Raw genomic sequence first — 13,471 nt, forward strand, 5'->3', positions numbered from 1 at the left:
CATCAGGGGCAATGTCAAGCGGTGGTGTTTAAAAAACTATAAATAACGGCGCATATAATGACCATCGCGGGGACAAATACTAAACACCCTGGCGTGGTAACGACTCACTGCAAGCCCGGTGCCAACAAGCGTGCAGGATCCCCCATGTTCTCAGTCAGACCCTGTCTGAATCGGGTCATTTTTTTGCAAGGGCGCACAATACTTGTCCTCTTTGCTTTGCATGCCTGCATTTTTTTGGTACAAGGCCCGCCCTGATTTGCACTCTCCTGCTTGGATTTGGTGCAAATTCAGGACACAGGGCTTGGTCTGCAGGCAGACAGCCCCCATAAACAGGGATAATTGGGTTAGTAAACTGACTGGTAGTAAATCGTATGTGTGATTTCATGACTGAAGACCAACTGGCCTTTTACAAGGGACAGATCGAGCGCCAGATCCTCGAACTCGAAGATCGCCTCAACTCCCAGGCCAGCCAGGCCATCGCCACCGATACCAACGAGATGGCTGATGAAATTGACCGTGCCAGCATCGAGGAAGCCCGTCGTCTGGAGCTGAACCGCATCGAGCATGACAAGCTGCATCTGCGCAAGCTGCGTGGTGCCCTCAAGCGCATCAGCGAAGGGGATTTCGGTTACTGCGAATCCTGCGGTGACGAGATCTCCCTCAAGCGGTTGCAGGCTCGGCCCGAGTCCCGCTTCTGCGTCGAATGCCAGAGCACCAAGGAGTTCAACGATACCCACGTGTATCGTCGCGTCGCCTGATGCCTCGCTGCCTGCTCACATTCGTGCGGCGAGCGTCGCCAGCGGAGTGGGCATGCAGGTGACAATGAGGACACCAGGCTGCTCACCCTGGCGGATCACGGCTACGCAGCAACAGAGTGACAAGTTCTGTTAGACTCCGGGCAAGCCCGGAATCTACAGGAGAGCAGAGAGTGAAATGGTTCCTCAAACTGTGCTTGTGTCTGCCGTTGCTGGCACAAGCACAGACCCTCACGGTCAAGGTTCCCAGCCGGCCGATCAACGACCTCGACAAAGAGTACCAGCTCAAGCTGCTGGAACTGGCGCTGACCCATGCTGGCCAGCCGTTTCGCATCAAGCAGGTCGAACTCAACCTCAACCAGTACAGCCTGCAGCAACAGCTGAGCAAGGGCCAAACCATCAATGTGTTCTGGATGGGCACCTCCAGTGCCCTCGAATCCTCGCTCATCGCCGTGCCGATCCCGCTGTTTCGCGGGTTGGAAGGGCTGCGGCTCTCCTTCATCCACGCCGATGCCCAGGAGAAGTTCAACCAGATCAACTCGCTGGCCGATCTCAAGCAGCTGAAGGCGGCGCAAGGGGTGGGCTGGGCCGACAACAAGATCCTCGAAAACGCCGGCATCCCCACCTACTCGGGGCGCTACAGTAACCTGTTTCGGCTGATCAACGACGGCGACAAGCTGGACTTCTTCCCGCGCAATCTGGTGGAGATCTTCGCCGAGCGCAGCGAGCTGGTGGCGCAATATCCCAACCTGGTCATCGATCAGCACCTGCTGATCCGCTATCCCTTCGCGGAGTTCTTCTTCGTCAGCCCGGAATCCCCCAAGCTGGCCAAGGCGATCCAGACCGGGCTTGAGCGGGCCTATGCCGACGGCAGCTTCATGAAGTTCTTTCGGGAGAACCCCAAGATCCGCGAGGCCCTGGCCAGTGCCAATCTCGAACGGCGGGTCACCATCTCCCTGCCCAATCCCGACATGACACCGTTGCTAAAATCCATTCCGGCCCAATATTGGGAGTATCCCCCGCAGGGATAAGAGTCGGCCGCCTCAACCGGGGTGGCACCAACAGTGCGCCAGGGAGGTGCCATGAAGGGAATCGAGGAGTGGTTTGAACTGTACGGCCAAAGCCACCGGCACCCGGTCAATGTGGCGATCCACAAGCTGGCGGTGCCCGGCATCTATCTCTGCGCCCTGGCCCTGCTCTGGTGCCTGCCAGCCGGGCCGATGCCGCCGTCGCTCAACTGGGCCGCGCTGGCGGCCATTCCGGTGCTGGCCTTCTACCTGCGGCTGTCGTTTGCGCTGTTTGTGGGCATGACGGTGCTGACCGCGCTGGGGCTGGTCATTTGCCACAGCTGGCAAGGCCCCTTGCTGTGGCCGGCGCTGGCCGGGTTCGTGCTGCTCTGGATCGCCCAGTTCGTCGGTCACAAGATCGAGGGCAAGCGCCCCTCCTTCCTCACCGACCTGCAGTTTTTGCTGATCGGCCCCGCCTGGGTGCTGACCAGCCTCTATCGTCGTTTGGGCATTCCCTACTGAGGGAAGCCAACAGGAGAGACCATGAGACATTCTCAGAACCTAGCTCGCGCCCTGCTGCTGGGCGCACTGATTGCCGGCCCGGCGCTGGCCGACAAGGCCGACCCCGTCGGCGAGGTGAGCACCGCCTTCAAGCTGTTTGGCCCCAACCACAAGATCCTGGTGGAGGCGTTCGACGATCCCCGCATCGACGGCGTCGCCTGCTACCTGGCACGCCCCAAGACCGGCGGCGTCAAGGGCGGGCTCGGGCTGGCGGAAGATCCCTCCCACGCCTCCCTCTCATGCCACCAGATTGGCCCCATCACCCTGCCCGCCAAGCTGAAGGCGGGGGAAGAGGTGTTCGACGTCAGCACCTCGCTGGTGTTCAAGGAGCAGAAAGTGGTGCGCTTTTACGATCAGAAGCGCAACGCGCTGGTCTATCTGACTTACAGCACCAAGCTGGTGGATGGCTCTTACAAGAGCGCGGTCAGCGCCGTGCCCATCATGCCGTGGGGCTGAATCCCCACCATTTATCCCGTGATGACGGCCCATATTTGTTGTAATTTAACTACATCATTATCTGCGGAGAGCGCACCATGAGAGTCGCCGTTTTCAGTACCAAGAGCTACGACAAAGAGCACTTCAATCAGGCCAACAGCCAGTACGGTTATGAACTGGAGTTCTTCGACGTGCGGCTGGAGGCCAAGACCGCCCGGCTGGCCCACGGCTTCCCCGTGGTGTGCCTGTTCGTCAACGACGATGCCGACCGCGAGGTGCTGACCGAGCTGGCCACCAACGGCACCAAGGTGATCGCCCTGCGCTGCGCCGGCTACAACAACGTGGATCTGGCCGCCGCCAAGGAGCTGGGGCTGAAGGTGGTGCGAGTGCCCGCCTACTCCCCGGAAGCGGTCGCCGAGCACGCGGTGGGCCTGATGATGACCCTCAACCGTCGCATCCACAAAGCCTATCAGCGCACCCGTGACGCCAACTTCTCGCTGGAGGGGCTGGTCGGCTTCAACATGCACGGTCGCACCGCCGGCATCATCGGCACCGGCAAGATCGGCATCGCCACCCTGCGCATCCTCAAGGGCTTCGGCATGCGCCTGCTGGTGAGCGATCCCTATCCGAACCAGGCGGCCATCGATCTCGGTGCCGAGTACGTGGATCTCGATACCCTGTTCCGCCAGTCCGACGTCATCAGCCTGCACTGCCCGCTGTTCAAGGAGAACTACCACCTGCTGAACAAGGAGGCGTTCGCCAAGATGAAGGACGGGGTGATGATCATCAACACCAGCCGGGGCGGCCTCCTCGACTCCAACGCCGCCATCGAGGCGCTCAAGACCGCCCGCATCGGCGCGCTGGGGCTGGACGTCTACGAGGAAGAAGAAGATCTCTTCTTCGCCGACAAGTCCAACGAGGTGATCACCGATGACGTGTTCCGCCGCCTGTCGGCCTGCCACAACGTGCTGTTCACCGGTCACCAGGCCTTCCTGACCCGCGAGGCGCTGCACGCCATCGCCGACACCACCCTCAGCAACATCCGCGCCATCGACAGCCAGGGTCGCTGTGACAACGAGGTGGAGTAAACCACCGCGCAATAAGCGAGGCGCCGGGTTGTGAGACCCGGCGCCTTCGGGTAGGCTACCAGCCCTTTTTTGCTCAGGAGTCTGGCTGCCCATGTTTATCGGATTTGATTACGGTACCTCCAACTGTGCCGTCGCCGTGATGGAACAAGGCAGCCCCAGGCTGCTGAACCTGAGCGGTGCCCACTACCTTCCCTCCACCCTGCATGCCCCTCACCGGGATGCCATCGCCGGCCTGCTGGCAGAAGGGCTGGCACCCGCCCAGCAGAGCGAGTACCTCAAGCTGCGCGGCCCCGTGGTCACCCGGGCCCAGGCGGTACGCCGCCAGATGCGTGAAGAGGGGCTGATCGACGAACTGAGCTTCGGCGCCGCGGCGCTGGAGCGCTATCTGGAAGAGCCGGACGACGGCTACTACCTCAAGTCGCCGAAATCCTTCCTCGGCGCCTATGGCCTCAAGGCACCGCAGATCGCCCTGTTCGAAGACATCGTCTGCGCCATGATGCTGCACGTGCGGCGCGAGGCGGAACAGCAGCTCGGTGCGCCAATCCGCCGGGCCGTGGTCGGTCGCCCGGTCAACTTCCAGGGGCTGGCGGGAGAAGAGAGCAACCGTCAGGCCATCGCCATCCTGAGCGAGGCGGCCCGGCTCGCCGGGTTCGAACAGGTGGAGTTTCTCTATGAGCCGGTAGCGGCCGGCTTCGAATTCGAGGCCCGCCTGACCGAGGATGCGGTGGTGCTGGTGGTGGACATCGGCGGCGGCACCACCGACTGCTCGGTGCTGCGGATGGGCCCGAGTCACCGCGACAGGCTCGATCGCGACGGCGATCTGCTCGGCCACAGCGGCCAGCGCATCGGCGGCAACGACTTCGACATCCGGCTGACGGTGGAGGGCATGATGCCCCTGCTCGGCATGCACGAGACCCTCAAGACCGGCAAGCCGCTCCCCCACCCGCTGTTTTGGGATGCCGCCGCCATCAACGACGTCAGCGCCCAGAGCCGCTTCTACAGTCTGGAGACCGCCCGCCAGCTGCAGGATCTGCAACTCGACAGCCAGCCCGGCAGCAAGCTGGGCCGCCTCGCCAGCCTGCGCGCTCACAAGCTGAGCCACCAGCTGGTGTGGCGTGCCGAGCAGGGCAAGATCGCCCTCTCGACGCAGGAGTCCAATCACCAATCGCTGAGCGAGCTGGAAAAAGGGCTGGAGGCGGAGCTGACCCGCGAACAGCTGGCCAATGCCTCTGCCCTGCTGCTGGAGAAGATTGGCGAGCTGATGGATGAGGCCATCGCCGCCGCCGGCGTGCAGCCGGATCGGGTCTTCATCACCGGCGGCAGCGCTCGCTCCCCGCTGATCCAGGCCTTCATCCGCCAGAAGCTGCCCCAGGTGCCGCTGGAAGGGGGTGATGACTTCGGCTCGGTCGCCTCCGGTCTGGCCCGTTACGCCGAGCGGCTGTTTGGCAACGGTCAACCCACCCCGATCTGACCCAAATGCAGCTAGGCATGGGGGCTGTGTTGCCATTTAACGACACAGGCCCCACCCACAGGGCGACAGAAGCAGTCGGGGGCGCTCCCTCTCGCCCTGCCTGAGGGCGCGCACAGAGGGTATGCTTGTCACTCCCACTACCGGAGCCCTTTCATGCCCAGATTCTTGCTACTGCTGCTCGCCCTGCTTCTGCTCAGCGCCTGCAGCAGTACTCCCCGCTTCGCCTCGCAAGACCTGCAGCACCACCACTGGGTGCTCGACAAGCTGGATGGCCAGCCCGTTGCCGCGCCGCGAGACAACCCACCCGATTTCGAGATAGGTGAGCACTTCACCGTCAACGGCATCGCCGGTTGCAATCGCTACTTCGGTCAGGGCCACCTCGAGGGGAACAAGTTCTGGGTGACCAGTCTGGGCAGCACCGAGATGGCCTGTCTGGCTCCGCTCGATGCGGTGGAGCAGGCGGTACTGACCACCCTCACCGAAGGGGCCACCCTGGACGGCACTACCCAGACCCTGATCCTGCAGGGCAAACGGCATCGTTTGGAATACACCCTGCGCGACTGGGTGCTCTAGGGCTCACAAACCGGCATCACAAACAGGAACATGTGCCCCGCCTGTGGCACAATATGAGGCAGTGCTCGCAATGGAGGCTGCCTCAGCCATGTCGATGGACCGTCTGTTTGACAAGATCAAACAACTCCCCACTATCCCGCAACTGCTGCATGAGTTGATGCAGAGCTTCAGCGATGAAAATGCCCGCATCGACGAGATTGCGGCCAAGATCGCCATGGACCAGGTGATCAGCGTCAAGGTGCTGCGAATGGCCAACTCGGCCGCCCTGCGCCGCGGCAACGAAGTCACCTCCATCGAACAGGCGGTGATCCGCCTCGGTTTCAACCGGCTGCGCTCTGTGGTGGTCGCCTCCGGCATCATCGGCAGCTTCAAGGCGCCTCCCAGCTTCGACAAGAACAAGTTCTGGACCGAGACCTTCCAGGTAGCCACCATCGCCAAGACCCTGGCCCAGGAGGCCAAGGTGCTCGACCCCGAGACCGCCTTCACCTGCGCCCTCATCCACAACATCGGCGAACTGCTGATCCAGAGCACCCTACCGGAAGAGGCGGAGCTCATCAGTCTGGCGATCCAGAAGGGGAGCAGCCGGGTCGAGGCCCAGCGCGAGATGCTGGGGTACGACTACGCTCAGCTCGGCGCCGAGCTGGCACGGCGCTGGAACCTCTCCGAGGCCTTCGTCGATGCCATCTCCCAGCAGCTGGATCCCCTCTCCCACGATCCGGTCAGCAAGGAGGCGGTGCTGATCCGCCTGGCGGTCTTCATCTCCTTCGCCTGGAACGCGGGAGTGCCGGCCCAGGCCATCATCGCCCGCTTTCCCAAGCCACTGGCTGACCAGCTGGGGCTGGATCCCAAGTCGCTCGCATGCCAGCTCGAAACCTTGCATGAACAGGGCAATGCCCTCGCCGACCTTCTGACTCAATAAGCATCATGACCCATCCATTTCTGTTTCATCCCCAGGTGGCGCCCTGGTTCAAAGAGAGCGCCGATGCCCTGCAACTGACCCTGTTCAGCGAGCTGGATGCCCCGATCCGCGAGGTGTGGCTGCGCCACGAGCCGGACAACGAGGAGTACCTGATCCCGATGACGGCGGTCTCCACCCGCGACCGGCTGCAGGTATGGCAGGCGACCCTGCCGCTCATCAAGGGGCAGGACATTCACCTCTACTGCTTCAAGTGTCTCACCGATGAGGAGCAGTGGTGGCTGCACGGGGCCGGCGTCAGTGCCGCCATGCCGCCGCGCGAGCAGCATTTTCGCTTCAACAGCCTGCACCAGCCACCGGCCTGGGTGCAGGACCAGGTGTTCTACCAGATCTTCCCCGATCGCTTCTGCAACGGCGATCCGTCGCTCAGCGTCAAACATCACGAGTACGAGTACCGTGGCAAGGCGGTGATCAGCAAGGCGTGGGGCGAGCCGGTCAGCCGCCACGAAGAGGGCCACGGCGCCTGCGAATTCTACGGTGGCGACCTGGCGGGCATCGACGCCAAGCTGCACTACCTGCAATCTCTCGGGGTGACGGCGCTCTATCTCAACCCCATCTTCGATTCGCCGAGCAACCACAAGTACGACACCCAGGACTACTTCAAGGTGGATGCGCATCTGGGTACCAACGCCCAGTTTGCCGAGCTGACCCGCAACCTGCACCAGCGCGGCATGAAGATCATCCTGGATGCGGTGGTCAACCACACCTCGACCGAGCCCCCCTGGTTCTGCCCCCCACTGGGTGCCCAGAGCAACCCGGACTCACCGTGGCGCAGCTTCTACACCTTTGACAACGAAGGGGATTATGTCAGCTGGAAGGGCATCCGCAGCCTGCCCAAGCTCGACTTCTCCAGCGAACAGTTGCAGGACGCCGTCTATCGCGCCGACGATGCCATCCTGCGCTACTGGATGCGCGCCCCCTACCAGATCGACGGCTGGCGCTTCGACGTCATCCACATGCTGGGGGAGCGCGGCACCGCCGAGGGCAACCGCGGCCACGTGCGCGCCATTCGCGGCGCGGTGAAGCAGGAGAACCCGGACGCCTACGTGCTGGGCGAGCACTTCTTCGAGGCGAGCCAGTGGCTGCAAGGGGATCAGGAGGACGGCGCCATGAACTACTACGGCTTCGCCCACCCTATTCGTGCCTTCCTGGCAGGGCAGGACATCGCCTACCACCCCATCAAGATCAGCGCCGAAGAGCTGGATCGCTGGCTCAAGCTGGCGCGGGCCCACATCCCGTTCAAGAACCAGCTAGCCCAGTTCAACCTGCTGGACAGCCACGACACCGCCCGCTTCCTCCACCTGCTGGGGGAAGACAAGCAGCGGATGCGGCTCGCGGCCACCCTGCTGCTCACCTACATCGGCGTGCCGTCCATCTACTACGGCGACGAGGTGGGACTCTCCGGTGGCAACGATCCGGACTGCCGCCGCTGCTTCCCGTGGGAGACCACCGCCTGGGATCACGTGCTGCACGACCACTACCGCCGGTTGATCCAGATCCGCCGGCAACGTCCGGCCCTGCGCCGCGGCGACATCCAGACCCTCTATGCTGGCCCGCACAGCTATGTGTTCGCCCGCACCCTGCAAAGCGATCAGGTGGTGGTAGCCTGCAACCGTCACCCCAGCGAGCCGCGCACCATCAGCCTGCCCCTGTGGCAGACCGCCAGTCCCGCCAGCCGCTTCACCGACGCCTTCAACGGCGACAAATTCGAAGTGGTACAGGGCGAGGTGCAGCTAACCATCCCCGCCAACTCGGCCAGAGTGCTGCTCTCCAGCTAGGCGTCAAAAAAGCGGAACCCTGTGTTCCGCTTTTTGTTAAAGCCCCCGAGATCGCATAAAGTTGTTTGAGCTGGGTTGGATTTCTCTATGAATCATCTAGTTAGTTCCCTCAGAGTGGAATAAAACTGGCATCATACAAGACCGCTTCCGACCCTTTTCGGCTAAACTGGCCCAAGGCACATAAATTGCTTGTCACTTGGCATCACTAGCGAGAATCCGTCATGTTCGACAATAAAACCCTATTGATTACCGGCGGCACTGGCTCGTTTGGCAAAATGCTGGTCAAAACAGTGCTGGAACGATACAAGCCGAAACGGCTGATCATCTACTCCCGCGACGAGCTGAAACAGTTCGAGATGCAGCAGGTCTTCAATGCCCCCTGCATGCGCTATTTCATCGGCGACGTGCGGGATGCCAATCGGCTCACCATGGCGATGCGCGGGGTCGACTATGTGGTGCATGCGGCGGCGCTAAAGCAGGTGCCAGCCGCCGAATATAACCCCATGGAGTGCATCAAGACCAATATCCACGGGGCCGAGAACGTCATTCAGGCCGCCCTGCTCAATCAGGTCAAGAAGGTGATCGCCCTCTCCACCGACAAGGCCGCCAACCCCATCAACCTGTATGGCGCCACCAAGCTGGCCTCTGACAAGCTGTTCGTCGCAGCCAACAACATCGCCGGCCAGGATCCAACCCGTTTTGCGGTGGTGCGCTACGGCAACGTGGTGGGGTCGCGCGGTTCTGTGGTGCCCTTCTTCCAGAAACGGATCGATCAGGGCGCCACCACCCTCCCCATCACTCACACCGAGATGACTCGTTTCTGGATCACCCTGCAGCAGGGGGTGGACTTCGTGATGAACAACTTCCCGCGCATGAAGGGGGGTGAGATTTTCGTGCCCAAGCTGCCCTCAGTGCGGATCACCGACCTGGCTACCGCCATGGCCCCTCAGCTGGACCAGGAGATCATCGGCATCCGCCCGGGTGAAAAACTGCATGAAGTGATGTGCCCTTGTGACGACTCCTACCACACCTTCGAGTTCGACGACTTCTTCATCATCGGACCGACCATCAACTTCAACAATCGCAACAATGACTTCTCTGTCACCGCCTCAGGTGAGAAGGGAACTATGGTGGCTCAGGGATTCGAGTACAACTCCCGTGACAACGAGGATTTCCTGACGGTTGAACAGCTGAAAGAATTGAACAGCAAGGTGGTAATGGAATGATCCCATACGGCAGACAGTCGATCAGCGAAGCGGATATCGAAGCCGTGGTCGAAGTATTAAGGTCCGATTTTCTGACCCAGGGGCCCGTGGTGCCGCGCTTCGAACAGACAGTAGCGGATTACTGTGATGCCCGCTTCGGGGTGGCGGTCAACTCAGGTACGGCCGCCCTGCATATCGCCTGTCTGGCACTGGGTGTCGGCCCGGGTGACTGGGTCTGGACCTCCCCCATCAGCTTTGTCGCCTCGGCCAACTGCGCTCTCTATTGCGGAGCCCAAGTCGATTTCGTCGACATCGAGCCCGATACCGGCAACATGTGCGCCATGGAGTTGGAGCGCAAGCTAGTAGCAGCCAAGGCTCAAGGATGTCTGCCCAAGGTGGTCATCCCGGTACACTTCGCGGGCCTGCCCTGCGATATGCAGGAGATCCATCGCCTGGGACAAGAGTACGGTTTTCGGATCATCGAGGATGCCTGTCATGCCCTCGGTGCCCGCTATCACGGTGAACCCACCGGCAACTGCCGCTACAGTGACATCACCGTCTTCAGCTTCCACCCGGTGAAGATCATCACCACCGGCGAGGGCGGCATGGCGATGACCAATGACCCTGCGCTTGCCAAAACCATGAGCATGTTGCGCAGTCACGGCATCACCCGGGATCCGGAAGACTTCATCAATGAGCCGGACGGCCCCTGGTACTATGAGCAGCAAATGCTGGGCTTCAACTACCGGATGACCGATATTCATGCTGCATTGGGGTTGAGCCAAATGGCTCGCTTAGAAGAGTTTCTGCTCCTGCGCAATATCCTCGCGACACGGTACCAGAAAGAACTTCATGCTGTTGGCATTCAACACATCGAGACAAGAACATATAGATCTAGTGCTAGACATCTCTTTGTAATGAAAATTGATCCAGCTATCCGTAGAAAATTTGTTAAAGATCTACAAAAAATGGGTATTCTTGCCAATGTTCATTACATTTCCATATCATCTCAGCCATACCACCTGATTCATCCTACTCCAAGGTTGAAACAGAGTGACGCCTTCAGCTCTAGTGTAATATCCATCCCACTATATCCAAACTTAATGCCACAAGAACAAGACTCGATAATTCATGCGATCTTATTCCTAATTAATAACTCCGCTATAGATAAATAATCATGAAGAAAACGTTAGTCACTGATGTTGTATTTCCAACCAAACTATCTCTATGGCGAATATGTGAAACAGCCTCGTTTATAAAGGAGAAAAATGCCGACATAATGGTCTTCAAAATAGATGGCTTTGCAGGAATAACATACAACATAGATTTTGAAGAGATGAAGGATATTTTAGGTTATGAAGGATACAACATACTGATATTCGATCCAAAATATAATAATCTCAACGAATACAATACAAAAGTTGATGGTACCAAGTGGAATGGAAAATTTCCGGCAAGCTACGTTTTTACAAAAAACTCTAGCTTTGATATAAATGAGTATGACCTCATCTATCATATATTCCTTCATTGCTATCGTGAATTCAATCGACTGATTGAATATCCCAGAGAGAAACAAGCAATCCACCTATATCCAGGTGGTGGTTTTTCTGGGACAAAATCTATGCAACATGATCTCCCACGTTCGGTAAAATTGATATCAACAAATCCCAAAACCAGTTCACTACTGGAGAGTGAAGGCATCACTGATTATTTAGAATGTTTAGGAGGAACTTTTTTTACTAAAACAGATATTTATCCATATAAGAAATCCGCAAAGCATGGTGGACAACTCACAGTCGCCTTTGCGAGCCTAGGTCATTCCATTGAGAAGGGAGCAAGCATATATCATAAAATAGCAAATGAATTTTCTAAAAAATATCCATCCAACTCTGTAAACTTCATTGCAATTGGTAACTACCCATTTGCAAACGAAGGTGTTACTATTTATCAGCCCATGCCAATGATGGAACTGATGGAGTTCTATTATAGACATGTCGATATTTTAGTCAGTATTGATACCGGCGTTGCATTTAATGGATGGCCACTAGGAATAGAAGCTGCATTGACTGGTGTTTTATTGGCAACCACCGATCCTAACAAAATACAGCATCATTACGATATTCCAAGTAGATCTCTAGTAATCTTTGATCTTTTAAATACAACTTATATTCTTGATTTGATAAAGACTATGGATGAAGATAGAGAAAATTTATTCCGGTGGGGAGAGGAATGCAGAAAATACTTCTCAAATATGTGTAGTTATAAAAATCAGCAAGAGAAGATATTTTCATTCATTGACATTTAAAATCTTCCTGTTGATTGCGGTGAAATTAGTCACCGCGTCTTTAAATTTCAGATAAGCATCCCAACTACATCAACTGAAAATGAAGGTATCCCGAGTCTTTTTGAAATATTATTACGTTCACTAAAAGAATCATCAATAAATATAGATGAGATATGTTCAATATAATCCGCTTTGTTATCTGAATCATTTAAATGAATGATATCATCGAAGAGTCTATGACATATTTTCAAATTATCAAGGGCTGCAAATATATCTCCATGATGCTTAGTGATAAGATATATTTTCTTATTTTCATTCTTCATTTTATATATAAACGCAATCACTTCGCAATTGACCAAATTATCAATGCTAAGAGTTTCGTCGAAGTCTAAATATATATGTTCGAAATCATTATTTATCAGTATTTTGGAGGATAACGAACGATCAACTTCAACATCTAGATTGTTACAGTAAATTTCAATATCGATACCCATTCTGTCATACAATGCTAATTCAATAAGATTAGCACCATTCACACCCGTAATAGCACTAGTTCCAGCTATTCTCGGAGCAACCTCAAGTAACACTAACTCTTCTTTAGCATTCTCTTTTACTTGGTAAAACCAAGCACCCCGTAGCTTGAGCGCATCATTGATAATATTTGCAATCTCTAAAAAATCTCGCCTGTGGATCAACTTGGTGTTCACAGATATACCGTTTGCAATTCGCCCCCTATCACGCGCCGAGCAGACTTTCAAGCTACCATGGCGATCTGTAAAACAATCGACGGTATATTCTTTCCCCGGGAGATATTCTAACATCAATGCATCAGGCTCTAATTCCTTGAAAAAGCTCATTTCCTTGGAATTATTAATAATTCTGGTTCCTTTTGAACCCTGCCCCACATCAGGCTTCATAAATATAGGGAACTGCTCTGGTATATCATCAATATAAATACGTGGTGTCTTTATTAATGATGATAGGTATTCGTATGTTGCTTTTTTAGAGCGGCATAAAATACAGGTCTCTGAGATGGAGGAGACGATATCAGCATGCACAATTTCTTGATTTTCAGACAAAAATGTTAATACAGCATCATGAGCAGGGATTATATATTTTATATCTTCATCTATTATTATTTCATTTAGTTTTTCAATAAAATCTGGCTCACTTACATAAGGCATATCACCTATGTAGTTGGAATATGAATATCGACCATGATCTTGGCAGCTACTACCACCAATCAAAGTAAAATGAACAGATTTACCTAGCGCACGCTGTACTTCCAAGCCTATTTCAGAACCACATGGGAATACCAAAACCTTTGTCATAATGGGC

At 56.2% G+C, this 13,471-nt stretch carries 13 protein-coding genes; 12 read left to right on the plus strand and 1 reads right to left on the minus strand.

The window, feature by feature from the left end; translation table 11 throughout:
• The first annotated feature begins 371 nt into the window (after window positions 1-371).
• The 12 genes from E5E97_RS03455 to E5E97_RS03510 all read left to right on the plus strand — a co-directional run bounded on the left by E5E97_RS03455 (window position 372) and on the right by E5E97_RS03510 (window position 12,154).
• Window positions 372-758, plus strand: coding sequence for a TraR/DksA C4-type zinc finger protein (locus E5E97_RS03455; RefSeq protein ID WP_010635769.1), 387 nt, complete (start codon window positions 372-374; stop codon window positions 756-758).
• 170 nt (window positions 759-928) lie between these two features.
• Entirely contained in the window at window positions 929-1,786 is an 858-nt protein-coding gene (locus E5E97_RS03460; protein WP_017409742.1) for a hypothetical protein, read from the plus strand.
• A gap of 51 nt (window positions 1,787-1,837) precedes the next feature.
• Entirely contained in the window at window positions 1,838-2,284 is a 447-nt protein-coding gene (locus E5E97_RS03465; protein WP_118880158.1) for a DUF962 domain-containing protein, read from the plus strand.
• Between the two features lie 21 nt (window positions 2,285-2,305).
• On the plus strand, window positions 2,306-2,779 hold the full coding sequence (locus tag E5E97_RS03470; RefSeq protein WP_118880157.1) for a CreA family protein: 474 nt from the start codon (window positions 2,306-2,308) through the stop codon (window positions 2,777-2,779).
• A gap of 77 nt (window positions 2,780-2,856) precedes the next feature.
• Window positions 2,857-3,846, plus strand: coding sequence for a 2-hydroxyacid dehydrogenase (locus tag E5E97_RS03475; protein WP_024945568.1), 990 nt, complete (start codon window positions 2,857-2,859; stop codon window positions 3,844-3,846).
• 91 nt (window positions 3,847-3,937) lie between these two features.
• The gene (yegD, locus tag E5E97_RS03480) at window positions 3,938-5,317 is read left to right on the plus strand and encodes a molecular chaperone (RefSeq protein WP_118880156.1); all 1,380 of its coding nucleotides are present in this window, start codon (window positions 3,938-3,940) and stop codon (window positions 5,315-5,317) included.
• Window positions 5,318-5,470: 153 nt separating this feature from the next.
• Window positions 5,471-5,890 carry an META domain-containing protein gene (locus E5E97_RS03485; RefSeq protein WP_016352339.1) on the plus strand — a complete coding sequence of 140 codons (420 nt, stop codon included), beginning with the start codon at window positions 5,471-5,473 and terminating at the stop codon, window positions 5,888-5,890.
• A 70-nt stretch (window positions 5,891-5,960) separates the two neighbouring features.
• Window positions 5,961-6,809: an HDOD domain-containing protein gene (locus E5E97_RS03490; RefSeq protein WP_118880155.1), complete on the plus strand. Its 849-nt coding sequence runs from the start codon at window positions 5,961-5,963 to the stop codon at window positions 6,807-6,809.
• A 5-nt stretch (window positions 6,810-6,814) separates the two neighbouring features.
• Window positions 6,815-8,644: a maltodextrin glucosidase gene (malZ, locus tag E5E97_RS03495; protein WP_171279873.1), complete on the plus strand. Its 1,830-nt coding sequence runs from the start codon at window positions 6,815-6,817 to the stop codon at window positions 8,642-8,644.
• Between the two features lie 221 nt (window positions 8,645-8,865).
• Window positions 8,866-9,870 carry a UDP-N-acetylglucosamine 4,6-dehydratase (inverting) gene (pseB, locus tag E5E97_RS03500; protein ID WP_118880154.1) on the plus strand — a complete coding sequence of 335 codons (1,005 nt, stop codon included), beginning with the start codon at window positions 8,866-8,868 and terminating at the stop codon, window positions 9,868-9,870.
• Window positions 9,867-11,024: a UDP-4-amino-4,6-dideoxy-N-acetyl-beta-L-altrosamine transaminase gene (pseC, locus tag E5E97_RS03505; protein WP_118880153.1), complete on the plus strand. Its 1,158-nt coding sequence runs from the start codon at window positions 9,867-9,869 to the stop codon at window positions 11,022-11,024. Before pseB ends, pseC begins: the two co-directional genes overlap by 4 nt.
• Before the next feature lie 2 nt (window positions 11,025-11,026).
• Window positions 11,027-12,154, plus strand: a complete 1,128-nt coding sequence (locus tag E5E97_RS03510) for a hypothetical protein (RefSeq protein WP_162901769.1) — start codon at window positions 11,027-11,029, stop codon at window positions 12,152-12,154.
• A 47-nt stretch (window positions 12,155-12,201) separates the two neighbouring features.
• On the opposite strand, the gene E5E97_RS03515 is transcribed toward E5E97_RS03510, so the two are convergent.
• Window positions 12,202-13,464, minus strand: a complete 1,263-nt coding sequence (locus E5E97_RS03515; protein WP_118880151.1) for an ATP-grasp domain-containing protein — start codon at window positions 13,462-13,464, stop codon at window positions 12,202-12,204.
• Window positions 13,465-13,471 lie beyond the last annotated feature (7 nt).

Origin of the sequence: Aeromonas sp. 2692-1 (genome assembly GCF_013085505.1) — a bacterium.
Lineage (GTDB): Bacteria > Pseudomonadota > Gammaproteobacteria > Enterobacterales > Aeromonadaceae > Aeromonas > Aeromonas hydrophila.